The organism is Flavobacterium oncorhynchi (genome assembly GCF_002217355.1).
In the GTDB taxonomy this organism is placed as follows: domain Bacteria; phylum Bacteroidota; class Bacteroidia; order Flavobacteriales; family Flavobacteriaceae; genus Flavobacterium; species Flavobacterium oncorhynchi.
The window spans coordinates 40,923-66,967 of the sequence record NZ_MUHA01000028.1 but is presented as its reverse complement, the minus strand read 5'-3'; the positions used below and the strand labels follow the sequence as shown (position 1 = coordinate 66,967).

Genomic DNA, 26,045 nt, shown 5'->3' with positions numbered 1-26,045 from the left:
GAATTTTCACCAATTGATTTGTGTTAATTCGTGAAATTCGTGGCTACACTTCGACTTCGCTCAGTGTGACATCATTAAATTCTTTTACTCTTCAGAATACATTGCCAATAAATTAGTAACTGTATTCCAGTTTCTAATTGTTGCTGTTACATTAAGTTTTTTCTCTATATATTTTTGGTCAAAACGGGTTTTTCCAGCACCAACAGCGTATTTAATAAAAATTCTATTTCCGTCAATACTTGCTTCATCAGGCTTAAACTGGCTGATTTTTAAATCGTTTATATTTTCCTTTTTCAATTGCGTTGAAACAAAAGCTACATAAAGTTTTTTAGTGTCAATATCTTTTTCTTTTAAAAAAGGACTATTCTTAAAGCATAATTCTAAATCTTCCTTTGTTATTACAATCGTTGGAACTTCATGTCCAAAAACTTTAAATATTTCTTGTTTGATCATAAAACCAACTTTCGAAGCATCTTCTTCGCTGTCTACAAAAACATTTCCCGATTGCAGATAAGTTCGAATATTCTGAAAACCAATATTTTCTAACATCATTTTCAAAGCGTCCATTTTCATCATGTTATGGCCAGAAACATTAATTCCTCGTAAAAGAGCTAAGTGTGTTGTCATTTTTAAAATTTTATTCAAAGATAAAAATTCATTTTAGTTTTATATGACTATTCCTTCCGATAGAACTTTATTTAAAAAAAGCTTCTTTACTAAAGTAAAAACTCCGCCAGATAACCGACGGAGCCAAACAATTTGAATTAGTAAGCATTGTTTAAAATATTACTTTAATTTATCATATACAAGTAAAGGTCCATCACATGCTGCCCAAGTACTGTACAATTTTCCAGTAGCATAAATTATATATAGATTCTCTATTAAATCCTCAGTACAAGTTCCTATTATATCATTTTGAGTGCTATAAATTAATTTAAATTGAGTTTGCTCTAAAGTTTCTACAACAGAAAAAGTTCCTGATATACTAGAAGTTTTGTTGTCTCTAATTCTTGTTTTAGTAAACTTCCCGTCAGAGCTAAAAACATAGCTTTCTTCCCATTCCATAACACCAATAGAATTTGCTGCTGGATTTTTATTTCTATTCATGCTCGATAATTTCCATTTCCCATGATAATCTTCAGTTGGTTTATTGTTATTATCATCATTAGAACAAGAAACAAGAGAAATAAACAAAACTATTAAAAGTCCAAGTTTTTTCATTTTTTTTAAGTTTTAAAGGTTAATTATTATTAAGATTAATCACCCTTAAAATGGTTGCGTTTATTTTTACAGCTTAACAATAACTTAATATTCAAAATCCTAAGAAGTTAATTCATTTCCAAATTTCCTAATTAAAATCTATCTTCGCTTTTCCAAAAGAATGATAGAAAAATATAGAATCAAGAGAATAGATTTTTCTCTTTATTCTTTGTTCTATTTTCTAAAATCTAAGCCAGTCTAAAAATCTAAGAAGTCTAAAAAAAATGTCTAATAATCTGCTTGAAACTCCTATCGAATACTTAAAAGGTGTCGGCCCAAGTCGTGGTCAGCTGCTTCGTAAGGAATTAGGAATTCATAAGTATGGAGATTTGGTAAACTTTTTTCCAAATAGATATATTGACAGAACTCGTTATTACAAAATAAACGAACTTCAAAATACAGGTTCTGAAGTTCAGATCATTGGCAAAATCATCAATATAAAAACAGTTGAATTTGCTAAGAATAAAAAACGTTTAGTCGCCACATTTGTAGATGATACAGGACAATTAGACCTTAATTGGTTTCAAGGACATAAATGGATTCGCGAGAGTTTAAAATTGAATGAACCTTGTGTAATTTTTGGAAAATGTTCTTTGTATGGAAGCCAATTCAGCATGGCGCATCCCGAAATTGAGTTGCTGAAAGAACATGAAAAAAGTCTGCGTTCTGCCATGCAGCCAGTTTATCCATCTACGGAAACATTAACAAACAGAGGCATTTCAAATAGAACGATTAACAAATTAATGGAACAATTGTTTATCGAAACTCAAGCTTTGTTTACCGAAACTTTTCCATTATACTTAATCGAAGAATTAAAGTTAATCTCAAAAAGAGCTGCTTTATTTAATATACATTTCCCAAAAAGCACCGATGCTTTGGCGAAAGCTCAATTTAGAATGAAGTTTGAAGAATTGTTTTTTATTCAGTTACAGTTAATTACTAAAAATCTAATTAGAAAGCACAAAATAAAAGGGCATCCTTTTACCAAAGTGGGCGATTTTTTTACTGAATTTTACCAAAATCACCTTCCTTTTGAACTTACTAATGCTCAAAAAAGAGTAGTTAAAGAAATTCGTTCAGATATGGGAAGCAATGCCCAAATGAACCGATTATTACAGGGAGATGTTGGTTCTGGAAAAACAATTGTGGCTTTTATGAGTATGCTTTTAGCAATGGATAATGGTTTTCAGGCCTGCTTAATGGCACCGACGGAGATTCTTGCCAATCAACATTTTATTGGTTTATCAGAATTTGCTAATACTTTGAATATTAATATAAAAATATTAACAGGTTCAACAAAAACTGCAGCTCGAAAAATTATTCACGAGGAGCTTGAAAATGGTACTTTACAGATTTTGATTGGTACGCATGCTTTATTGGAAGATAAAGTGAAGTTTCAAAATCTTGGACTTGCTGTTATTGACGAACAACATCGTTTTGGTGTTGAGCAGCGCTCGAAATTGTGGAAGAAAAACGAAATTCCTCCGCACGTTTTGGTTATGACGGCAACACCAATTCCGAGAACTTTAGCAATGAGCTTGTACGGAGATCTTGATATTTCTGTAATTGATGAACTTCCGCCGGGACGAAAACCAATACAAACGGTTCACCGTTTTGATAGTAACCGATTAAAAGTTTGGAAGTTTCTACGTGATGAAATTGCACTTGGAAGACAAATTTATATTGTATATCCGCTAATTCAGGAATCGGAAAAAATGGATTACAAGGATTTAATGGACGGTTATGAGAGTATTTCTCGCGATTTTCCTTTGCCTCAATATTCGATTTCGATTTTGCACGGAAAAATGAAACCAGCCGATAAAGATGCCGAAATGAAACGTTTCTCTGAAGGAAAAACGAATATTATGGTAGCTACAACAGTAATTGAAGTTGGTGTAAATGTGCCAAATGCGAGTGTTATGATTATCGAAAGTGCCGAACGTTTTGGTTTATCTCAATTACATCAATTACGCGGCCGTGTTGGTCGTGGTGCCGAACAGAGTTATTGCATTTTGATGACGGGACATAAGTTAAGTTCTGACAGTAAAACCCGTATGGAAACAATGGTTCAGACAAATGATGGTTTTGAAATTGCCGAAGTTGACTTAAAACTTCGCGGTCCGGGTGATTTAATGGGAACGCAGCAAAGTGGTGTTTTGAATCTGCAAATTGCAGATATTGTTCGAGATAGAGATATTTTAGGCCTTGCTAGAAACTATGCAATGAAGATCCTAAAAGAAGACGGTCCTTTAAACAAACCAGAACACGCAATTCTAAAAGCTGTTTTTATTGAGCTTACTAAAAAGAAAAGTATCTGGAATTATATTAGTTAGTTTTTTTTTTAGATTCAAAGATGCAGAGATACAAAGGTTCAAAGATTTCTTGAATTAAAAACAGGTTCGATTACATCATATCTGATGCAATAAATCCTTCAACCTAATATGGCTAAATGTAAAAAAAAAAACATCAAACACATAGAAATATAGTCATGTTTATTAATGCAAGTGAAACGCTTTTCAACAGCAACAAAACCTATACTTCTATGTGTTATAAATAATTCTACAACCAGCTTTATTATTTCTTTGGCGGCGTTTTCTTTTCAAAAAGACCACTGAACAAACCTTTACTAACTTTGTTTTTATCATCTTTTCCTGTAGCAATTAAATGATCGATATATTCCATATACGTTTTTTTACGCTCTTCTAGAAAACCAACCAAATATTCTTCAGAAGCTGTTAATCCGCTTGCTTCTTCTATCTGTAAAAGTTTTTTGTACAATGGCTCTATAAATTTTACGATGATATTTTCAGGAACTGATTTTCTTGTTCCGAAAAAACCAACAATCTCGCCGTCAGTATCTGCAATGATTTTAAATTCGGTGACAACCCAATAATAGCGACCTGTTTTTGCCATGTTTTTTAAAACAACATGAATATTTTGGCTGGACTTAATACTGTCCCATAAAAATTTAAAAATCACCTTAGGCATATCAGGATGCCTCACAATATTGTGAGGCTGCCCTATTAATTCAAACTCATCATAGCCAGAAACATCGATAAAATCTTCATTGGCATACAAAATAGTTCCGTTTTTATCTGTTTTGCTAAGCAATACCTTGCTTTTATTCCAATCGACTTCTCTGTCTGAAGGAGTCGGGCGTGTAGTTCTGGTCTCCATAAAATTTTATATTAAAAATTAATTGGCATGAGTTTTTTTTGCTTGTAAAAGAAACTCTCTAAAAACCTGTTTTTGAAATACCTTTTGAGAGTCTTTTCATTTTTGGAAATTATTTTGTACTTTTTACTTTCTTGTATTAGTTGATTTTACATGAATATCGTTTACGAGATCATCAATTTTTTTAGCACTTTCTCTCATCATATCCAGATAAGTTAAAATTTGATCATTATCTGTATGTCCTTTTGAAACATCAATTAATTTTAGTACTGAAGTTACAGGGAGTTTTAAATCTAAAGTTGTTCTATGAATAAAATCATTGTATTCTTTAGTTGCTGTTAATGAACTGTATTTAGCCGATGCAAGCTTCATATTTTCCAGCTCATATTCGTCAGAAATTTTAGAAATATGATTTTCGCTGTGTTCCTTAAAATAATAAGCCCAATAACCATTCATAAAAAATACAACTGCAGCTAAAACAGTATGAATAATTAAAGTTTCAAGATCAAAATTTACCTGCGAAAAATAAACCTGAAGCCCATTTGCATCATTATAAATATAGTTTTGCAAATATGCTAAACCAGCGTGATGAAGTACTACTAAAAGAGTAAGCGGAATTTGAAGTCTCCAGTTTTGATAAATAATTAAAATCGTGCTGGCAATAAAAACGGTAAAATGCATTTCGAACATACCATGCATTTGATAAATGTACTGAGCCATGAATATAGCCAGAACAACAGACAAAACATACTGATAGAATTTTGAATTTTTAATAAAAAATTTAGCCGAATAATACATCAGAAGATTCAAAGTTCCTACTCCTACTCCAATTTCAAAGGTATCGTACTTGAATGACAATGCGATTCCGAGAAGGAAATAAACTGCAAGAACATAATTAATAATAGTATCAGACTTTTGTGTCATTGTAGACATAAAACTGTGCAAGTAATCTTGCTCATTCAAACTGGCTTTTCTTTTCATAGGTTAAAAATTTTAGTTAGGGATAGATTTATTTAGTGCAATTTGGTAACGAACATCCGTAAGCTCTAAGAGCTAAAGCATTAAAAGAGGGCGAATTAGTCTGCTTTAACAAGGAATCAATAGCCATTTGAGCATAATTACTGTCTGCATCTGTACAATATCTTGTTTTGTTATAATTGCCGCGAAAATATAGATTATGCGATGAGTCTAACAAAACCGCTTGCGGAGTCGAAATAACACCGCATTTTTTAGCAATATTTTGATCAAAATAAACAGGAATTTGTGCATCAAACTTTTTCTGTATTTCTTCGATTGTAAACGTTTTTTGCTTGTTTAAAACAACAATTTTAAAGTTAACTCTGTCACCGTACTTTTTTATCAAACCAGCCACATGCGGCACATTGAATCGTGAGCAGGGACAATCTGGATTAAAGAAATGAAAAAAAACAGGCTTACTATCAAAAGGACAGCATTGAGACAAATCAATTTTGGCTCCCATTGCAATGCTGTGATAATTTTTTGGAATTGGTGTTGGCAGACTATACTTAAACTCATTCTGCCAAAAAAGAAAACCAATTGCAGCAAGTAAAAATGAAAACCATAATGCTAGGAGTATTTTTTTCTTCATCTATTATTATTTTATAATTTGGAACAAAAAACATAAACACTTGTTAAAACAATTAACACTAAATTTCTCTTTAATGCTCAAAAAAACACTACTAAATCTATATTTTAACATTTAATTATACAAAAAGGTACTGATTATACTACTGTATTAATTATTTTGTCTAACGTATCAATGTTACAAATAAAATCGATGAAATGCAATATAAATTCGACAAACTGCGTATTTTTTTTTCAATTCCTTAAATAATAGTTTTTCAATACCTCTTTTGAACTTTAAAATCAAATAATTTCTAAAAAACAGAAAGCAAATAATATTCTAACTAACAGGCTCTTAGGTACAAATCGTACTCTAGTGTTAAAAATTACCCAACAAAATATATAAACATCATTAAACCTTTTGCAAAAATCAATATCTAAGCTGCAAAGTTTTGCAGTTACAGCCAAGAAAAACAGTGCTTTGAAGTTTATTGTATTACAAGTGTTAAATAAAACCTAACGTCAATTGATTTCAGTACAAAAAGTTAAATTTGTGAGTTGCAAAAAACATACACCAAAAAAAATCACATTCACCTAAATTTTATGAAAATTAAACACCTAATCTACGCCTTGATTATCATTATTTTTGGAGGATTTATCACTTATAGGATAGTATCTAACAAAGGTAAAAATGAAGACTCAAAGAAGTTTGGCGATAAAGACAAACCAACCACAGTTACAGGAATAGTAGTTAAAACTTCAACGTTTGACAATAATTTGTCTTTATCTGGTTCTATTGAAGCAAACGAGCAAATTGAGATTCACAGCGAAGTATCAGGAATTGTAGAGGGAATTTTTTTTAATGAAGGCAGCTATGTAAATAAAGGACAAGTTCTTTTAAAAGTAAATGATCTTGAATTAAAAGCACAGTTAAGACAAGCAGTTACAAGAGAAGGCTTAGCCGCTGAGAATGAAAGAAGAGCAAAATTATTATTGCAAAAAGAAGCAATCAGTCAAGAAGAAGCAGATGTTGCCAGAGCAGATCATGCTTCGGCGCAAGCTCAAAGTCAGTTAATCAGAGCGCAAATTGCTAAAACATCTGTAAAAGCGCCTTTTTCAGGAAAAATTGGTTTACGTTCGATTTCTCCAGGTACCTATATTACTCCAACAGTTGTGGTAGCTAAATTGGTAAATACAGGAAAGCTAAAAATTACATTTTCGATTCCAGAAAAATATGCTTCACAAGTAAAAACAGGTTCTATAATCGATTTTACCGTTTCTGGCTCAGATAAAACATATAACGGAAAAATTTATGCTATTGAGCCAGAAGTTGCCGTTGCTACTCGTACACTTCAAATTCGTGCCATTGCTGATAATACAGATGGAAAACTTTTCCCTGGAACTTTTGCCGATATAAAACTGCCGTTAAACATTATTAAAGATGCAATCGTAGTTCCATCAGAAGCTATAGTTCCTGTACAAAGTGGTAAAAAAGTGTATGTAGCCAATATGGGCAAGGCAAAAGAAGTTATGGTTGATGCAACAACAAGAACAGATTCTTCGATTTTGATTTTATCAGGATTAAAAGCAGGAGATACTTTAATTACAAGCGGTGTTATGTCATTAAAAAATGAAGCACCAATAATAGTTAAAGTAAAATAGTCCAAAGTCGAAAGTTTTAAAGTCTAAAATTATTAAGGCTTAAATATAGATTTAAAGATGCAGTAAGATTTAGTAATAAATCCAAAATCTAAAATCAATAATCTAAAATCTAAAATTGCAAATGAGTTTATCAACTACAAGTATAAAAAGACCCGTTTTAACCATTGTACTGAATCTATTAATTATATTATTCGGTTTCATTGGTTATACTTTTTTGGGTGTCCGCGAATTTCCTTCGATAGATCCCGCACAGGTTTCCATTAGAACCAATTATACAGGAGCTAACGCTGACATTATTGAGTCACAAATTACAGAGCCTCTTGAAAAGGCAGTAAATGCGATTGACGGAATCCGAAATATAACTTCATCAAGTAATCAAGGAAGCAGTAACATTACCATCGAGTTTAATTTAGATAAAGATCTAGAAGAAGCTGCAAATGATGTGCGTGATAAAGTTTCTCAAGCCATAAGAAGTTTACCGCAAGATATCGATGCACCGCCTGTTGTATCAAAAGCTGATGCTGATAGTGATGCTATTATTTCGATGACGGTACAAAGTGACAGTCGAAATTCATTAGAATTAAGTGATTATGCCGAGAATGTAATTTCGCAGCGTTTAGAAACAATTCCGGGAGTCAGTGGTGTTCAAATTTGGGGACAAAAGCGCTACGCCATGCGTTTATGGATTGATCCAGTAAAATTAACGGCTTACGGCTGTACTGTTTCAGATGTTCGTAATGCGCTTAACGCTCAAAATGTCGAATTGCCTTCTGGTAAACTTACAGGAAACAACACCGAATTAACAGTAAAAACAGTTGGAAATCTTTCGAAACCAGAAGAATTCAATAATATCATTATTCGTACAGATGGAGACAAAATTGTGCGCTTAAGTGATGTTGGCGGTGCGGAATTGGGTCCAGAAAATATCGAAACCAAATTAAGCCAATCTGGATTACCAATGATTGGACTGGCAATTGTACCAATGCCAGGTGCAAATTATCTAGATATTTCGGCTGAATTTTATAAAAAATACGAAGCTTTAAAAAAGGATCTTCCAAAAGATATTAAACTAAATATTGCACTTGATAATACCATTTTCGTAAAAAAATCGGTACTCGAAGTTGCCGAAACACTGGGAATATCTGTAATCTTAGTAATCATTATTATTTATCTGTTTTTTAGAGACTGGGCAATTGCTTTTAGACCTTTAATAGATATTCCCGTTTCATTAATTGCAACGTTCTTTATAATGTGGCTTTTTGGTTTTTCTATTAATGTATTGACTTTATTAGCGATTGTTTTAGCTACAGGTTTGGTTGTGGATGACGGAATTGTTGTAACCGAAAATATATTTAAGAAAGTCGAAGAAGGAATGTCGCCTATTGAAGCTGCTATTAAAGGATCAAACGAGATTTTTTATGCTGTAATTTCGATTTCGGTAACATTGGCGGCTGTATTCCTGCCCGTAATTTTCTTAGAAGGTTTCGTAGGCCGACTCTTTAGGGAATTTGGGGTGGTAATTGGTGCTGCTGTATTAATCTCGGCATTTGTTTCTCTTACTTTAACACCAATGTTAAATGCCTATTTAATGAAAGGCGGAGAACAGAAAAAATCTAAATTCTACGTAAGAACTGAGCCTTTTTTTGAAAAGATGAACAGCAGTTATGCCGAAGCTCTTTCAAAATTCATGGAAAGAAAATGGATTAGTTTTCCAATTTTAATTGCTTGTTTTGGATTGATTTATTTGTTTTTTACCATTTTACCAAAAGAAACAGCTCCTTATGATGACCGAAGCTCTGTAACCATGCGTATGACAACTCCAGAAGGATCATCATACGAATATACAGATCGTTTTATGCAGGAAATTTCAAGATTGGTTGACGATTCAATTCCTGAGAAAAAAGTAAGTTTGGTGATTACCGCACCAGGTTTTGGAGCATCAGCTACAAATACTGGTTTTATAAGACTTTCTTTAAAAGAACCTCATGAAAGAAAGAGATCGCAAAAAGAAATTGCCGACCAATTAACAAAATGGACAAAGCAATATCCTGATGCAAAAACATCTGTTATTCAACAACCTACAATTGCTGTAAACAGACGCGGCGGATTACCGATTCAATATATTATTCAGGCTCCTAATTTTGAAAAATTAAGAGAAAAAATACCTGTTTTTATGGATGAAGTTGGTAAAAGTGATGTTTTCTCTATCAGTGATGTTAATTTAAAATTCAACAAACCTGAAATAAACGTTAGTATTAATCGTGAAAAAGCCGAAAGTTTAGGAATTTCAATTATTGATATTGCACAAACTTTACAACTTTCTTTAAGCGGACAGCGTTTTGGTTATTTTATCAAAAACGGAAAACAGTATCAGGTTATTGGTCAATTTGATCAAAAAGACAGATCGAAACCATTGGATTTAACTTCGATGTTTGTAAAAAACAAAAAGGGAGAATTAATTCAGATGGATAACGTTGTAAATGTTGAAGAACAAAGTAATCCTCCGCAGTTATACCACAACAATCGTTATATGTCGGCAACTGTTTCGGCAGGTTTAGCTCCAGGAAAAAGTATCAGCGACGGAATTGCTGAAATGGATAGAATTAAAGCTAAAGTTTTAAATGATAGTTTTACAACAGATTTGAGCGGAGAATCGAGAGATTTTGTGGAAAGCAGCTCGAATACATCTTTTGCTTTTGGATTGGCTTTATTATTAATATTTTTAATTCTTGCGGCTCAGTTCGAAAGTTTTATAGATCCTTTTATTATTATCTTGACGGTGCCAATGGCGGTTGCTGGGGCTTTATTTTCATTATGGTTATTCAATCAAACTTGGAATATTTTCAGTCAGATTGGAACCGTAATGCTTATTGGTCTGGTGACTAAAAATGGTATTTTGATTGTAGAATTTGCTAATCAATTACGAGAACAAGGAAAACCAAAACTAGAAGCAATTCTTGAAGCTTCAGAAGCACGTTTACGTCCAATTTTAATGACCAGTTTAGCCATTGCTTTAGGAGCCTTACCAATTGCGATGTCGCTTGGAGCTGCGTCAACCAGTAGAATTGGTATGGGAGTTGTAATTGTTGGCGGAACTATATTTTCATTAGCATTAACACTTTTTGTTATTCCTGCGATCTACATGATGTGGTCTAAAGCGCGTAAACATTATCCGGAATTTGATCATATCGAAGAATACGAAAAAGAAGTAAGTAAATAATTTATTAGCCTTGAATTTCTGAATTGCATTTGATTAATTCAGGAATTTAAGGCAAAAGAAAAATAATATGAATATTAAAATTTTAATTAGCAGTTTGTTATTACTCTTTTTAAGCATTACAAAAACGAATGCGCAAGAAGTTTTGACTATTGAAGATGCTATGAAAATTGCTTTAGAAAACAATTTTGAGATTAAAATAGCTAAGAATAACTCAATAATAAGCGAAACAAATGTGACTTTAGGAAATGCAGGAATGCTTCCTAATGCAGGCGCTTCGATTACAGACAATAACAGCGTCACAAATTCTTCGCAGACGCGTCAAGACGGAACAACAACTTCGTTGGATAACGCTAAAAATAATAGCTTAAATTACGGCGTAAGTTTAGGCTGGACTGTTTTTGACGGATTGAAAATGTTTGCTAAACTAGATCAGTTAAGAGAACTTCAAAAATTAGGAGACGCAGAATTAAAGAGAACTATTTTGATCAAAATTGGTCAGGTAAACTCTGCTTATTATGATTTAGTACAACAGCAGCACCAGTTAGCCGCTTTAGATACGACAATCGTAATTTCGAAACAAAGATTAACTTTAGCTCAAAACCGTTTCAGTATCGGAAAAGCTTCAAAATTGGAGGTTTTAAATGCACAAGTTGATTTAAATTCAGATCAAGTTGCATTATTGAGACAAAAAGAATCGTATGCAAATGCTAAAATTTTATTGAATCAATATTTAGCCAGAGATCCTAAAATAAATTTTACCGTTACAGATTTAGTTACGGTTGATAATAAATTGATTTTGGCTGATCTTATGGATTTAGCACAAAAACAAAATCCAGCTTTAGAAGCTCAAATTATCAATAAACGTATAGCCGAACTGCAACTAAAACAAGTAAAAGCAGATCGATATCCTGTGGTAAACTTAACATCTGGTTATAATTTTAACGAAAGTCAGTCGAGTTTAGGTTTTACGAGTCAAGCATCATCACGAGGTTTAAATTATGGCTTTAATGCCACTTTAAATATTTTCGACGGTTTTAATCAGCATCGAAATGAAAAGGTTGCCAAACTTCAAATTGAAAATTCTCAAATTGCTATCGAACAGCAAAATATGATTTTGAATACGCAGTTAAGTACTGCTTTTCAGACTTATTTAACCAATCTGGAATTGATCGATTTAGAAGAAGATAACGAAGCAATTGCTAAGCAAAATTTAGACATTACCTTAGATAAATTTAGAATCGGAACTATTACAACTCTTGATTTTAGAACGGCTCAGCTTAATTATGTAAATGCAAAAGTACGTTACAGTAATGCACAATATGAGGCGAAATTATCTGAAATTGCTTTAAAAGAATTGGCAGGAAATATTAATTTTTAAAGTAAATTTACTGCAAAAAAAAAGTAATGACTTCGTATAATCCAAAAGACTGGTTTAGTTTTATTTTTCATTTTAGCAAAGCCGATACTTTCCGTAAATTAATTCCCGTAATGTTTTTTATGGCAATATATTGCTACGGAATTGCTTATCTTGAACTTGAATATTGGGATTTACCAGAAGACAGTAAGGTTAAAAACATCTCAACAATGCACAGCATGTTGGGTTTTGTAATTTCATTATTACTTGCATATCGTACCAATACAGCCTATGATCGCTGGTGGGAAGGACGCAGGATGTGGGGAAGTCTGGTAAATAACAGTCGTAACTTTGCCATGAAACTTTCGGTTATTTTAGAGGACGAAAAGGATAAAGCATTTTTTAGAAAGATGATTCCAGGATATGCTTCTATCTTAAATAAACATTTGAAGGATGAAGAAACCGGAATGCAATTGTTTGATAATGTAGATTTAGAACTGGATCATCACAAGCACAGACCAAATCAGGTTGCAAAAATAATGTTCAAAAAAATACACGATCTTTATGCAACTAATAAAATTTCAGGCGAACAGCTCATTACCTTAAACAATGAAGTAACAGCATTTACAGATATTTGTGGAGCCTGTGAGAGAATTAAAAACACTCCTATTCCCTACTCTTACAGCGCTTTTATCAAGAAATTTATATTTATTTTTGTTCTCACACTCCCTTTTAGTTATGTATTTACATTAGGCTATTATGTAATTCCTGTAGTTGTTTTTATTTTTTATGTTTTAGCGAGTTTAGAACTTATCGCAGAAGAAATTGAAGACCCTTTTGGTGATGACGAAAATGACCTTCCGACAAGAAAAATGGCCGAAAATATTAAGAAACATGTTGAAGAGCTGATTTAATTAAACGTTAAATCTTAAATTGCTAAACTTATTTTTATTAAATTTAGAGTTCCACTCGAAAATTTAATACAATGCAAAATCAACGTGTTTTAATTACTCCGCCAGATTTATCTAATGAAAAATCATTAAAAACACTTGTTGAAAACAGGAGTGTTTACACTCTAAACCATTGCGAACTGAATATTTTTGAAACTTACGAATCTTCAAAACTAGTACCTTTAAAGTTTAACGATTTTGTAGTTACGAGTATGCTTCGTGGTAAAAAAGTAATGCATTTGTTTGACGAACCTGGATTTGATTATCTGCCTGGTGAAACAGTTGTTATTCCTTCGAATATTGAAATGAAAATTGATTTTCCAGAAGCTTCAAAAGAAAATCCAACGCAATGTCTTGCTTTAGCTATCGACACAACAAAAATTAGCGAGACTCTTGATTTCTTAAATGAGCGTTATCCAAAGAAAGGAAGCGACAATTATTGGCAGTTAAATTATCAAAATTACTTTTTTTACAATAATGTTGATCTTGCTTCAACAATCAGCAAATTAATAAAAGAATGCACAAGTACATCAATAACAAAAGATGTTATAGCCGATTTGACATTACAGGAATTATTAATCAGAATTATTCAAACTCAAACCGCAAAATCTCTTGATGATGGAGCTGTTCTACAATCCAACAATCCAATTTTTGAAGTTACCGAATTTATCAAACTAAACTTGAAGGAAAACATAAATCTTAAAAGCCTAAGCGAAAAAGCCTGCATGAGCACCGCTTCCTTTTATCGTTTTTTCAAAAGAGAATTAGGCATGAGCCCAATAGAATATGTTTTGAATGAAAAAATTAAACATGCTAAAAAGCTGCTCAAAAATCCAAGCATCCAAATAAACGAAGTTTGTTATTTATCTGGTTTTGAAGATGCCAATTACTTCATCCGATTGTTTAAAAAACACGAAGGAATTACACCGAAACAGTATCAGTTACTTTATGTTAATTAAAGGGGCTAAGGTACTAAGATTCTAAGGTGCTAAGATTCTGAGTTTTTTTTTAGACAATCTTGTCATTTCGAGGAACGAGAAATCACACTAGAAGCTCGACAAAGATTATCCATAAAGATTAGCGACATACTTAACGGAGTTTCTAGTGTGATTTGCTTCGCCTGTTCGCTATCGCTCGGGTCTCCTTTCAGTCGAAATGACAAAACCCTACAAAACTTTTGTCTCTTTGCCTCTCTGAACCTTTGTCCCTTTTTTAAAAACTTATTCAAAAATTTTTACAGGTTCTAAATCTTTTTCCTCTTCTTCAGTAAAGATTCTATATTCAATTTGGAATGTTTTTTTCAGAGGTGTTTCCAAAGAGAAACCACCAACACCAAAAGCATCAATAACTTTAAGTGTAAAATGCGAATGCTTCCAATATTCATACAAATCATTATCAACCCAAAATTCAGTATCTTCAATAGTCCCGATACAAACATCACCTATTCGCTGATAGTAACCGCCTTTTTCAAAACACTGCGGCTGCGTGCCTTCACAACATCCTCCGGCTTGGTAAAACATTAAATCGCCATGTTTTTCCTTTAGAATTTTAATTAATTCGACAGCTTCTTGTGTGGCTTCAATTCTTTTAACCATGACTTTTACAATTTAAAAAAGCAGTAAACTTATTGTTATAAATTTACTGCTTTTTGCATTACCAATTAAATATTTGCGATATCAAGAACGACTCGTCCTTCAATCTGACCTTTTTTCATTTTATCAAAAACGGTATTAATGTTTTCCAGTTTTTCGGCAGTTACAGTAGCTTTTACCTTTCCTTCGGTGGCAAATTCTATTGCTTCTTTCATATCCTTACGAGTACCAACGATGGAGCCTCGAATTGTAATTCGGTTTAAAACCGTATCAAAAATAGATAAATCAAAATTACCTGGTGGAAGTCCGTTGAGTGCCATTGTACCTTTTCTTCTTAAGGTTTCAAGACCTTGCTTGAAAGCTATAGGAGAAACTGCAGTTACCAATGCCCCATGCATCCCACCGACTTCCTTTTTCAAATATTCTCCAGGATTTTGATTTTTTGCATTAACTACTAAGTCCGCACCTAGTTTTTTTGCCAGGTTAAGTTTATCATCGGCAACATCAATTGCAGCAACATGCATTCCCATTGCCTTTGCATATTGTACTGCAACGTGGCCTAGTCCGCCAATTCCAGAAATTGCTACCCATTCTCCAGGTTTCACTTCTGTTTCTTTTAGACCTTTATAAACAGTAACTCCGGCACAAAGTATTGGAGCCATTTCCATAAAATTTACATTTGAAGGTAGAATTCCAACATATCTTGCATCAGCAATTACAAATTCGGCAAAACCGCCGTCTACACTATAACCTCCATTTTGCTGACTGTCGCATAATGTTTCCCATCCAGTAATACATTGGTCACAGCCGCCGCAAGCGCTGTAAAGCCAAGGCACTCCTACAGCATCACCCTCCTTAACATTTTTCACATCTTGACCCACAGCTGCAACATAACCGACAGCTTCGTGTCCGGGAATTAACGGCATTTTTGGTTTTACCGGCCAATCGCCTTCAACGGCGTGCAAATCGGTATGACAAACACCACTTGCAATCACTTTTACAAGAATTTCATTTCTTCCCGGTCGTTTTACTTCAACTTCTTCAATTTTTAAAAGAGAACCAAATTCTCTAATAACTGCTGCTTTCATTGTTTTTGGTAACATAACAAAGATTGATTTAATGAGCATAATAAATAAATAGATTAACTTATTATGCTCAGGTTTATATTAATAGGGATAATGTTTTCTAGAAGAAACCTAATTTCTTTTTATCATAAGAAATAAGCATGTTTTTTGTTTGACGGTATTGACTCAACATCATTTTATGATTTTCGCGACCAATTCCAGATTGTTTATAACCTCCAAACGGTGCTCCTGCCGGATAAGAATGATATTGATTAATCCATACACGACCAGATTGAATTGCTCTAGGAACTTGGTAGATTTCATGCGCATCACGTGTCCATACTCCTGCTCCTAATCCGTACATTGTATCATTAGCAATTTCGATAGCTTCCTCGGTAGTTTTAAAAGTTGTTACCGCTAAGACTGGTCCAAAAATCTCTTCCTGAAAAATTCTCATTTTGTTATGGCCTTTAAATAAAGTTGGTTTTATGTAATAACCACCTTCAAGATCTCCGCCTAAATGATTTGCATCACCTCCTGTTAATAATTCTGCCCCTTCTTCTTTACCTAATTTTATATAGGACATAATTTTTTCTTTCTGAACTAAAGAGGTCTGCGCTCCAATCATAGTGGATTTGTCTAATGGATTTCCAGCAACAATAGCTTCAGTTCTTTCAATTACTTTGGCAATAAACTTGTCATAAATATCTTCATGAACTAATAATCTTGACGGACACGTACAAATTTCACCTTGATTTAAAGCGAATAAAACTGCACCTTCAATGGCTTTATCGAAGAAATCATCATCGTGATCTGCTACAGATGGAAAGAAAATATTAGGTGATTTCCCTCCCAATTCTAAAGTAACTGGAATAATATTTTCGGTTGCATATTGCATTACTAAACGACCTGTTGTTGTAGATCCAGTAAATGCGGCCTTCGAAACTTTTTTATTGGTAACCAATGGGCGACCAAGTTCAGCGCCAAAACCATTTACAATGTTTAAAACTCCCGGAGGAAGAATATCTCCAATAAGTTCCATTAACACCATAATAGATATAGGTGTACTTTCTGCAGGTTTTAGAACTATGGTATTTCCTGCTGCAAGGGCTGGAGCGATTTTCCAAACGGCCATTAAAATTGGGAAATTCCACGGAATAATCTGAGCAACAACTCCTAATGGTTCGCTTAAAGCTATTGAAACTGTCTGCGAATCCAATTCGGAAATCGAGCTTTCTTCGGCACGAATTACACCTGCAAAATATCTAAAATGATCTATTGCCAGCGGAATATCAGCAGCAAGAGTTTCACGAATAGGTTTTCCGTTATCAATAGTTTCAACAGTGGCTATGTACTCTAGATTATCTTCAATTTTTTGTGCAATTTTATTAAGTAAAATGCTTCGTTCTGTTACCGATGTTTTTCCCCAAGTTTTAAATGCTTCATGAGCTGCGTCTACTGCTTTTTCTAAATCTCCTTTGCCTGAGTGAGCCGCTTTGGTAAACACTTTTCCATCTATTGGAGAAACTACGTCAAAATACTCTCCTGAAATTGGAGCCGTAAATTTTCCGTTTATGTAATTGTCATATTTTGCCTTAAATTCAGGTCTTTGTGTGGTAGTGCTCATAATTAGTAAATTTTTGATTTGTATCAAATTTAGTTTCATAATTAGAAACAGAATAGCATTATTCATTCATCTAATAGCACAAAAATTACACATTCATTTTTTTATCTAATTTTTAATGAATTTTTATTAAAAAATTAATACTAAATATGATTTTATATTGACCTCTAGTCATTTAGTTTAAAAAAAGTCTTACTCGAAAAAACCAAATAAATTGTTTCTTACTACAATACGCAATTCTTATATTTGTAACCTCATACAAGAATAATAAAGCTAACATGAAAATATCTTACAACTGGTTAAAACAATTCATTAAAACAGATTGGACATCTGCAGAAACTTCAGAATTACTGACAGATTTAGGTCTTGAGGTTGAAGTTGTCGAAAAATACCAATCTATTAAAGGCGGTTTAGAAGGGGTTGTTGTAGGACACGTACTGACTTGCGAAAAACACCCTGATGCCGACAGATTAAAAGTTACAACTGTAAATATTGGTTTAGAAGCGCCTATACAAATTGTTTGCGGTGCTGCAAATGTCGCTGCAGGACAAAAAGTTCCTGTCGCAACTATTGGAACTGTTTTATACGATAAAGACGGCGGTGATTTTACTATTAAAAAAGGTAAAATTCGCGGACAGGAAAGTCACGGAATGATTTGCGCCGAAGATGAGTTAGGTCTTGGTACTGGTCATGACGGAATTATGGTTCTAGACGATAAATTAGTTCCAGGAACTCCAGCTGCCGAAGTTTTTCAAATTACAAATGATGAAGTTTTTGAAATTGGATTAACTCCAAATCGTGCCGATGCGATGAGCCATTTTGGTACTGCGCGTGATTTAAGAGCAGGAATGCTGCAACGTGGTGTAAATATAGAATTGATTACACCTTCTGTAAGCAATTTTAGAGTAGACATGCGTACGCTGAAAATAGATGTTAATGTCGAGGAACCACTTTTGGCTCCTAGATATTGCGGTGTAACGATTTCTGGAATTACAGTGCAAGAATCTCCAAGTTGGCTGCAAGATCGATTAAAAGCTATTGGTTTAACTCCAAAAAACAATATTGTTGATGTTACTAATTATGTATTGCATGAATTAGGGCAGCCTCTGCATGCTTTTGATGCAGCAAAAATTAACGGAAAAGTTATTGTAAAAACACTTCCTGAGGGAACAAAATTCACGACTTTAGATGATGTTGAAAGAACATTACATAAAGAGGATTTGATGATTTGCGACGAAAAAGGACCGCTTTGTATCGCAGGAGTTTTTGGAGGTAAAAAATCTGGTGTATCTGAAGGTACAACAACTATATTTCTTGAAAGCGCTTATTTTGATGCGGTAAGTGTTCGTAAAACGGCAAAAAGGCATCAATTGAATACTGATGCTTCTTTTAGATTTGAAAGAGGTATTGACCCAACTATTACAGAATATGCTTTGAAACGTGCAGCGCTTTTAATTCAAGAAGTGGCGGGCGGAAAAATAACTTCAGATGTTATAGAGGTTTATCCTAAAAAAGTAGAAGATTTTGCTGTTGTATTGAATTTCAGCCATGTTTCAAAAATCATTGGACAAGAAATTCCAAAAGATACCATCAAAAAAATATTAGTTTCTTTAGATATTAAAGTAAATAGTGTTTCTGATTCTGGTTTAGGACTTACTATTCCTGCTTATCGTGTAGACGTTCAGCGTGAAATTGATGTAATCGAAGAAATTCTAAGAGTTTACGGTTACAACAATATTAATTTCTCTAAGAAATTCAATGCGACGGTTGCAAATTCGCCAAGAACCGAAGACTATAAAGTACAAAATACAATCGCTTCACAATTGAATTCGCAAGGTTTTCATGAAATGATGGCAAACTCTTTAACAACAGCTTCATATGCAAAATTATCGACTGTTTTAAAAGAAGAGCACAATGTATTAATGCTAAACCCATTAAGCAGTGATTTAGCAGCATTACGCCAATCTCTATTGTTTTCTGGACTTGAAGCTGTTTCGTATAATATTAACAGACGTAATTCTGATTTAAAATTATTTGAATTCGGAAAAACATACCATAAGTTTCTAAGCGGTTACGAAGAACACAAACATTTGACTTTATTAATCTCTGGAAACAGAAACAAAGAATCTTGGACAAATCCGCAAAAAGGAACTGACTTTTTCTTATTGAAAGGATATGTAAAAGGTATATTGGCACGTTTAGGAATTGAAAAAATCTCGAATGCACCAGTACAATCGGATGTGTTTTCTGAAGGAACTGCAATTACTTATAATAATGATGTATTAGTAGAAGCTGGAGTAATTAAGAAATCTATTTTAAAGCACTTTGGAATAAAACAAGATGTGTATTATGCCGATTTTAACTGGAATTTAATTTTGAAAATCATTACTGGAAAAATTAAATATACTGAGATTCCTAAATACCCTGAAGTACGTAGAGATTTAGCCTTATTGATTGATAAAAACACAACGTACGAAAGTATTTTTAACTTGGCTAAGCAAACTGAAAAAACACTTTTAAAAGACATTAATTTATTTGACGTTTATGAAGGTGAAAAACTTCCCGAAGGTAAAAAATCGTATGCTTTGAGTTTTACAATTCAAGACAATACTAAAACGCTTACTGATGCTCAGATTGATAAAATCATGTCTAAGCTGCAACAGACTTTTGAAACTGAACTTGGAGCAAGTTTAAGATAAAAAAGCATTAGAAATAATAAATCCCAATTCTGAATTAATTTTAGAATTGGGATTTTTTTTATTCAATACCTTTTAGCACTTAATAAGTAATCGCAGAGAAGATTGGATAGTCTTTAATTTTTTCACGACCGTTTAGAAAAGATAACTCCATTAAAAAATTGCATTGTACAATTTCACCGCCCAGCTTTTCTACAAGTTCACAAACTGCTTTTGCGGTTCCTCCTGTTGCTAAAACATCATCATGAATCAAAATACGTTCTCCCTTCTTTATAGCGTCTATATGCATCTCTAAATTATCAGAACCATATTCGAGTTCATACGAAGCAGAAATCGCCTCATACGGCAGTTTATTTGGCTTTCTTACTGGAATAAAGCCAGCGTTTAATTCCTGCGCTAATAACATTCCGAAGAAAAACCCGCGGCTCTCCGCTCCTACCACTTTATCAATTTTTTGATCTTTTAATGATTTTACTAAAATTTCAAGGCATTCTTTTCTTGCAATTGGGTCATTTAGCAGCGGAGTGATATCTTTAAATAAAATTCCTTTTTTTGGAAAGTCTTGAATATCACGTATATAATTTTTAATCTGCATTTTTTTTTATTTTTATGTTATTTTTCTCTTGTATATCTCACATTTATGTCTATCTTTGCACCCGCAATAAGCAATCAACAAAGCTACAAAAAATTAGCTAATTGATAATAAAAAAGGCCTCGTGGCGCAACTGAATAGCGCATCTGATTACGGCTCAGAAGGTTACTGGTTTGAATCCAGTCGAGGTCACAAAATTAAAATCCCATTTCTAACGAAATGGGATTTTTTTTATGTCTAATTATTTGCTAATTGAACTATCTGTGATGATATAAATTTTTCAAAACTTCCCCACAAACTTCCCAATAAAATTTATTGGAAAGTTTCAACATAAGTATTCACGAGCTAGAAACTCGCACCAGTTCGGATGTAATGTTACAGAAGTTACAGCACCAAATAAATCCTTAAGGGTAGTAATAGAAAGTAAAACTCGAATTATTGAAAAAATAAAAAAAGTTTAGTTTATAAGTTTTCTGCAGCAATAAGTAGTGTTAGCAAAAACGGATTTAGATATTTTAATAGCAATTTTGTCTTTTGTATAGTAATAATTTTCACCCTTTTGTTCAACAAAATAATACTGAGCACTAGAAGTAATTTTTTCTTCTATCAAAAGTGCAATGAAGCGATCCGGTAATAATTCTATTTCAGATACATCTACCCGAACCACTCCATTTTGAATATTGAAAAATGTTAGTGTATCTACTATTGCTAATTATAGAAGGATAATGGGGTGTTATTAAATTCTGTAATAAAAAATCCTCTTTATCAACTTGTATACCTTCTTTTTCCAAATATCAAAAAAGAGGCTTTGAATTAATGCTCATGAAAATTATTTTATACTATTTTCTATTTTCTCAAATTCTTTAAAACTACTTCCTCTCATTAAAATTTTCCCATTAGAATCTAACAGAATATAGGTCGGATATGCTTGTATTGCTAAATCATCAAAAAGTAAACTTTTTTTATTTCTGTTTATAAATCCATTTGTCCAGTTCATTCCATTTTTTAGGACATATTCTTTAACTTTATTTTTATCTACATCATTTGCTATACTAATAATACTTAATTTTAAAGGGAATTTATTTTGGAGCTCTACTAGTTTTGGAATCATCTTTACACAAGGAGCACACCAAGTACCCCAAAAGTCAATTAATGTGTATTTTCGTTTTCTAAGTATCGAATCTGTTTTAAAATGACCATTATTTAAATCCTCAATAACTCTGTTTTCAAAATAGCTTCCGATTTCTTGTCCATATTTTCCTTTATTCTCTTTAATTTTTCTTAAATAAAGTTTAGATATATTTCTATTGATGCTATCTATTTTAAAGTAACCATCTCCAATTGCAATAGTATCATTAGAATAGTGCATAAACTGATTATTAAAATATTCATCTTTACTAAAAGGAATTTTTTTTGGTTTGATGTATATTGCTCCGAAATAATTATCACGGGCTTGGTAATAAAATTCGTAAGTTATATCATTTATTAGCTGTTCTCCTTTCCAATAATCTTTGAATCTATAACTTGATAAATATTCAAATTGTTTTCCATTTAGTTGATAACGTATAAGATACTTGCTAGGAAATAAAATTATTTTCCTTTTATAAGTTTGAATATTACCTTTATGATAAAATTCATAGCTATATTCAGTAACAGGTAGTTTATTTAAAACATCCAAGCTGTCTAATGCATGATTTCTAAAATTTATATCAAACTCATATTTAACATCATCATCAAATCTTTGATTTCTGTTGGCATCTGCAATAATAAATTGTTTATTTTTATAAAATCCTACTATAGAGACAAAACCTTGTTTTATAGGTTTTTTAGAGAATTTTAGAGTATCTATATCAATCTCTTTAACTAATTTCAAAAAATCACTTTTATTATATTCATTAGTTTTATATAAATCCCAATAAAACTGTAAACCCTCTTCATTATTAACATAGTATGCTATAGAATCATTTATAGGTACTCCAGTATAGTTACGTATTACTTTTTCTTTAAAAAGAGGGACTCTATCTATTGAATATAGATTTGGATTTACATAACTAAAATTAAGAATTATAGAATCGTTTATTTCTTGTTTCATATCAACAATCCACTTGTCATTTTGGTTCTTAAATTGATACCCACATAATACAAACACTCCAACCAAAAAAAATATTTTTTTATACATTTTAATTTTTATTAAATACAACTCCAGTATTAAAATTATTTGATAAAATAGTGATTTCCCAATATATCTTAAAAGATTACTAAAATATATTATAAAATTATCGATAAGTATAATAGCACGTTCAAATTAATTACCTCGAGTATTAGGCTCAAGGTAATTTTATTGATTAAGCATAATAATTACAACTTTTAAACGATGAAATAGTGCCGCTGATAGTTTTACAACTTGTTGTTGCACAATAAGAATTTGGATGTGCATCCGTTTTGCAAACAGTTTTGTCGTCACAAGGAGTATAAGTTCCTTCTGCGGGGCATGGTACATCGTCATCACCACTACCCGCCATCACATACCTCATTTCGTTTCTTGTCAGCTTGCTAATCATATTAGAAAGGCTCATTTTTTTAATTTGTTTCATACTTTTTTAAAATTTAAGGTTAAAATATCAATTTTAAAAATTCCTTAACCATCCTTTTAATCAATCCACCATGTGCACTTGATTTTTCAATATAAAAGAAAATAAGATAACTTCATCAAATATAACGATTGAGTAAAATAATCCTTATGCGAATTTATGCGAATTTACACACGTTATTAATTATTAAAATATTTTAACAACTAACCCTTAAATAATACATATTTGTAATAACAAAAGAAAAAACTTTATAAATGCTAAAAAAAGAGTACTAGAAGCATGATTAAATAAGGGGTTATCCCCCGCTCTCCGAAGAGTTCTGATGGAAAGGCCTCCGCTCTCCGAAGTGTTCTACTTTATGCTATGCAAATGTCTCTGACTTTGTGCATTTAAAAAAAATACAATTGAAAAGCAGAGACTTCATAAAGTCTCTGACTTTAAAACTAATTTCCTTAGAATAATTCTCATGAATGTAAAAAAAATCTAAGAAAATAATAAGACCTAACCGTAAAAGTCAGGAGACTTCTATTTGGTTTATAATTTCTAAGGAACAAAAAATTGCGTGAAGTCAGGAGACATCCGCACAGCTTTTCATAAGAACTCTTGGGAGAGCTGGGCATGTATTTATGCGGAAAATAAGGTGACTTTTAAGTTTGTTGCTATTTATTATTTTTTCAATCTTTTAAAATCTTCTATATATAAACCTTTGGCTGTATTTGTAGGGTTGAATGCAGCAAGATTGTCAATATTTAATAAAACAGAAGAATTTGTAGTTTTTGCTGTAGTTCGAATAGTTTGGCCTGTAATTAATTCGAGAGCTTTATTCAAATAAGGATCTTTTACGTTTCCAAATTCAACCAGGTTTAAGAAAGTACTATAAGGATTGATTTCGTAATCAGGTACAATTTTCGCTGGATTTGCGTCTTTGTCTTTATTGTAATATGAAAAAGTAATGGGTTGCAATTGCCATTTGTGTTTAGTGCTTCGATTGGCATAGGACGTATAATCACTAGCAGGAGAATCGTATAGTGTGTTTGAGCCAACAAATTTACCAACGGTTTCTTCGCCTATTGTGATTACGTTAATATATTTTTTTAGACATTGTATTGTGAGCTCGCTGGCAGAAGCGGTTTGAAAACTTACCAACACATATATTTTTGTCAAAGCAAGGCTGTTTATACTTTCTTCTCTCTGAAAAGTTGGTTTGTTATCAACCAAGTTAAAAATGTTTACTTTTTCGGAAAGATTTTCATAGCCGTCTTCACTATTGTGTTTATTATTGAAGTCTAAATAAATATATGGTTTATTGGTAAAACTGCCATTAATCATTTGAGCCAGAGCAACTGCCGTTTCTAATGAACCGCCTCCATTGTATCTTAAATCTAAAATCAATTCGTTAATTCCATCCAATTGCATTTTCGCGAAAGCCAAATTGAGTTCATCATTATAATCAGATTTAAAACCATTAAAAACCAGATAACCAATATTCTTTGCTCCGTATTCTTTCTTTTCGTAATAAGCAATTGGATTTTCATCAATTTCGGCTTTTGATACACTCACAGTTCCTGTTTTGTCTGTGGTTACTAAACCACCGCTTGAAAATTGCACGCTTGCCGCCAAAGTAATTGTCAATTGTGCGTTTTCTAGTTGGTCATAATTGCTTGAAGTAAGCTGGCTTCCATTTACTTTTGTAATAACGTCGCCTCTTTTCAATCCTGCCAAAGCTGCTGGTGAATTAGGTACAACGTAGTTAATTAAGGCTACCAAATTTGTATTGGATGCATCTTTAGGGTAGATTGCGAAATTAAAACCACCTTTTTTTTCGACTTCTGCAATTTTTGAAACACGCACTATCTCATTACTGTTTTCAATCCAAGAAAATCTATCGACAGTTCCTCTTTGATATAGAAGTGAATAAAAAAGCGCATCGGGAGTTTTTCCGTTGACTAAATTGTTATATACTTCGGTAGAAGTGATTTTGTCATCGGACAAATTGGCAACGTTGGGCTGCCAGTAGTACCAAGAATTCATAGCTTTCCAAACAAAGTTGTTAATCTCGTCTGGCTTGGTAACTGTAGCTTCTTTAGCGTCAGAATCAGAATCCTTGCTGCAAGCTGTAAAAACCAATCCTACCAGTAATGTCTTAACAATATGTTTTAATTTCATTATTTTTCAATCGTTTAATTTAAGTTAATTTTGTAGGTGTAAAACGCTAAAATTATGAAAAATAGTATCCCTAAAGCCGTCTTTTTATTATTTTCTTTTGGACTTTTTTTTCTTTCTTGTTCAAGACAACTTTTAGATATTAAAAATCAAACGTATAAAAGTTATAAAAGCAATAATGAAAGAGGATATATAGTTAGTTTTAAATTAAATGACACTGCTGTTGTTCCTAAATCGGTTGTGATTAATGGTATTGTTCAAGATATATCCAAAGCAAATAAAATTGGAGATACTTACCAGATCAATATCATTGCACAAACTACCATAATTCATAATTACAAAGTAAAATTTGATGAAAACGAAAATGGAATTTATTTTGAGAAAAATTCAAATATCTTTTTTCAACCTGTAAAATTCAAATTAATCACAGACTAATTGAAAAAGTTTAATTATAGTTGACTTTTTTTTTCTTTAACATACAAAAATTCATCATCTCAATCTGTCTTGATAGAGATGATG

General features: G+C 32.4%; 20 protein-coding genes and 1 tRNA gene. 9 read left to right on the top strand and 12 right to left on the bottom strand.

Going from position 1 to position 26,045, the window contains the following annotated elements; all coding sequences use genetic code 11:
* Window positions 1-84 precede the first annotated feature (84 nt).
* Window positions 85-627 (bottom strand): DUF1697 domain-containing protein, encoded by a 543-nt coding sequence (locus tag B0A75_RS18035; protein ID WP_089055658.1) that lies wholly within the window; start codon window positions 625-627, stop codon window positions 85-87.
* Between the two features lie 159 nt (window positions 628-786).
* Window positions 787-1,221 (bottom strand): hypothetical protein, encoded by a 435-nt coding sequence (locus B0A75_RS18030; RefSeq protein ID WP_089055657.1) that lies wholly within the window; start codon window positions 1,219-1,221, stop codon window positions 787-789.
* Window positions 1,222-1,484: 263 nt separating this feature from the next.
* On the opposite strand from B0A75_RS18030, the gene recG reads away from it, so the two are divergent.
* Window positions 1,485-3,593, top strand: coding sequence for an ATP-dependent DNA helicase RecG (gene recG / locus B0A75_RS18025; protein ID WP_089055656.1), 2,109 nt, complete (start codon window positions 1,485-1,487; stop codon window positions 3,591-3,593).
* 241 nt (window positions 3,594-3,834) lie between these two features.
* Here the strand turns inward: recG and B0A75_RS18020 are convergent, their stop codons facing one another.
* From B0A75_RS18020 to B0A75_RS18010, 3 genes are all read right to left on the bottom strand, one after another.
* Window positions 3,835-4,437: a PAS domain-containing protein gene (locus B0A75_RS18020; RefSeq protein ID WP_089055655.1), complete on the bottom strand. Its 603-nt coding sequence runs from the start codon at window positions 4,435-4,437 to the stop codon at window positions 3,835-3,837.
* A 123-nt stretch (window positions 4,438-4,560) separates the two neighbouring features.
* Window positions 4,561-5,415 (bottom strand): hypothetical protein, encoded by an 855-nt coding sequence (locus B0A75_RS18015; protein WP_089055654.1) that lies wholly within the window; start codon window positions 5,413-5,415, stop codon window positions 4,561-4,563.
* Between the two features lie 28 nt (window positions 5,416-5,443).
* Window positions 5,444-6,043 (bottom strand): DUF6436 domain-containing protein, encoded by a 600-nt coding sequence (locus B0A75_RS18010; protein ID WP_089055653.1) that lies wholly within the window; start codon window positions 6,041-6,043, stop codon window positions 5,444-5,446.
* 578 nt (window positions 6,044-6,621) lie between these two features.
* Here B0A75_RS18010 and B0A75_RS18005 point away from each other — a divergent pair.
* The 5 genes from B0A75_RS18005 to B0A75_RS17985 all read left to right on the top strand — a co-directional run bounded on the left by B0A75_RS18005 (window position 6,622) and on the right by B0A75_RS17985 (window position 14,163).
* On the top strand, window positions 6,622-7,680 hold the full coding sequence (locus B0A75_RS18005) for an efflux RND transporter periplasmic adaptor subunit (protein ID WP_089055748.1): 1,059 nt from the start codon (window positions 6,622-6,624) through the stop codon (window positions 7,678-7,680).
* 121 nt (window positions 7,681-7,801) lie between these two features.
* On the top strand, window positions 7,802-10,900 hold the full coding sequence (locus tag B0A75_RS18000; RefSeq protein WP_089055652.1) for an efflux RND transporter permease subunit: 3,099 nt from the start codon (window positions 7,802-7,804) through the stop codon (window positions 10,898-10,900).
* 67 nt (window positions 10,901-10,967) lie between these two features.
* The gene (locus tag B0A75_RS17995) at window positions 10,968-12,278 is read left to right on the top strand and encodes a TolC family protein (protein WP_089055651.1); all 1,311 of its coding nucleotides are present in this window, start codon (window positions 10,968-10,970) and stop codon (window positions 12,276-12,278) included.
* 26 nt (window positions 12,279-12,304) lie between these two features.
* Window positions 12,305-13,168 carry a bestrophin family protein gene (locus tag B0A75_RS17990; RefSeq protein ID WP_089055650.1) on the top strand — a complete coding sequence of 288 codons (864 nt, stop codon included), beginning with the start codon at window positions 12,305-12,307 and terminating at the stop codon, window positions 13,166-13,168.
* Window positions 13,169-13,239: 71 nt separating this feature from the next.
* Window positions 13,240-14,163, top strand: a complete 924-nt coding sequence (locus B0A75_RS17985) for an AraC family transcriptional regulator (protein WP_089055649.1) — start codon at window positions 13,240-13,242, stop codon at window positions 14,161-14,163.
* A 261-nt stretch (window positions 14,164-14,424) separates the two neighbouring features.
* Here the strand turns inward: B0A75_RS17985 and B0A75_RS17980 are convergent, their stop codons facing one another.
* From B0A75_RS17980 to B0A75_RS17970, 3 genes are all read right to left on the bottom strand, one after another.
* On the bottom strand, window positions 14,425-14,799 hold the full coding sequence (locus B0A75_RS17980) for a DUF779 domain-containing protein (protein WP_089055648.1): 375 nt from the start codon (window positions 14,797-14,799) through the stop codon (window positions 14,425-14,427).
* 65 nt (window positions 14,800-14,864) lie between these two features.
* Window positions 14,865-15,899, bottom strand: a complete 1,035-nt coding sequence (gene adhP / locus B0A75_RS17975; protein WP_089055647.1) for an alcohol dehydrogenase AdhP — start codon at window positions 15,897-15,899, stop codon at window positions 14,865-14,867.
* 82 nt (window positions 15,900-15,981) lie between these two features.
* The gene (locus tag B0A75_RS17970) at window positions 15,982-17,487 is read right to left on the bottom strand and encodes an aldehyde dehydrogenase family protein (protein WP_089055747.1); all 1,506 of its coding nucleotides are present in this window, start codon (window positions 17,485-17,487) and stop codon (window positions 15,982-15,984) included.
* A 275-nt stretch (window positions 17,488-17,762) separates the two neighbouring features.
* On the opposite strand from B0A75_RS17970, the gene pheT reads away from it, so the two are divergent.
* Window positions 17,763-20,183: a phenylalanine--tRNA ligase subunit beta gene (gene pheT, locus B0A75_RS17965; protein WP_089055646.1), complete on the top strand. Its 2,421-nt coding sequence runs from the start codon at window positions 17,763-17,765 to the stop codon at window positions 20,181-20,183.
* A 79-nt stretch (window positions 20,184-20,262) separates the two neighbouring features.
* Here the strand turns inward: pheT and B0A75_RS17960 are convergent, their stop codons facing one another.
* On the bottom strand, window positions 20,263-20,775 hold the full coding sequence (locus tag B0A75_RS17960) for an adenine phosphoribosyltransferase (protein WP_089055645.1): 513 nt from the start codon (window positions 20,773-20,775) through the stop codon (window positions 20,263-20,265).
* A gap of 115 nt (window positions 20,776-20,890) precedes the next feature.
* Here B0A75_RS17960 and B0A75_RS17955 point away from each other — a divergent pair.
* Window positions 20,891-20,964 (top strand) — tRNA-Arg (locus B0A75_RS17955).
* 637 nt (window positions 20,965-21,601) lie between these two features.
* Here B0A75_RS17955 and B0A75_RS17945 read toward each other — a convergent pair.
* The 3 genes from B0A75_RS17945 to B0A75_RS17935 all read right to left on the bottom strand — a co-directional run bounded on the left by B0A75_RS17945 (window position 21,602) and on the right by B0A75_RS17935 (window position 25,529).
* Window positions 21,602-22,951 carry a thioredoxin-like domain-containing protein gene (locus tag B0A75_RS17945; RefSeq protein ID WP_089055643.1) on the bottom strand — a complete coding sequence of 450 codons (1,350 nt, stop codon included), beginning with the start codon at window positions 22,949-22,951 and terminating at the stop codon, window positions 21,602-21,604.
* Window positions 22,952-23,117: 166 nt separating this feature from the next.
* Window positions 23,118-23,348 carry a hypothetical protein gene (locus B0A75_RS17940; protein WP_165765141.1) on the bottom strand — a complete coding sequence of 77 codons (231 nt, stop codon included), beginning with the start codon at window positions 23,346-23,348 and terminating at the stop codon, window positions 23,118-23,120.
* A 681-nt stretch (window positions 23,349-24,029) separates the two neighbouring features.
* Window positions 24,030-25,529: a S41 family peptidase gene (locus B0A75_RS17935; RefSeq protein ID WP_089055641.1), complete on the bottom strand. Its 1,500-nt coding sequence runs from the start codon at window positions 25,527-25,529 to the stop codon at window positions 24,030-24,032.
* Between the two features lie 54 nt (window positions 25,530-25,583).
* Between B0A75_RS17935 and B0A75_RS17930 the strand changes: the two genes are divergently transcribed.
* On the top strand, window positions 25,584-25,961 hold the full coding sequence (locus tag B0A75_RS17930; protein WP_089055640.1) for a hypothetical protein: 378 nt from the start codon (window positions 25,584-25,586) through the stop codon (window positions 25,959-25,961).
* The last annotated feature ends 84 nt before the right edge of the window (window positions 25,962-26,045 follow it).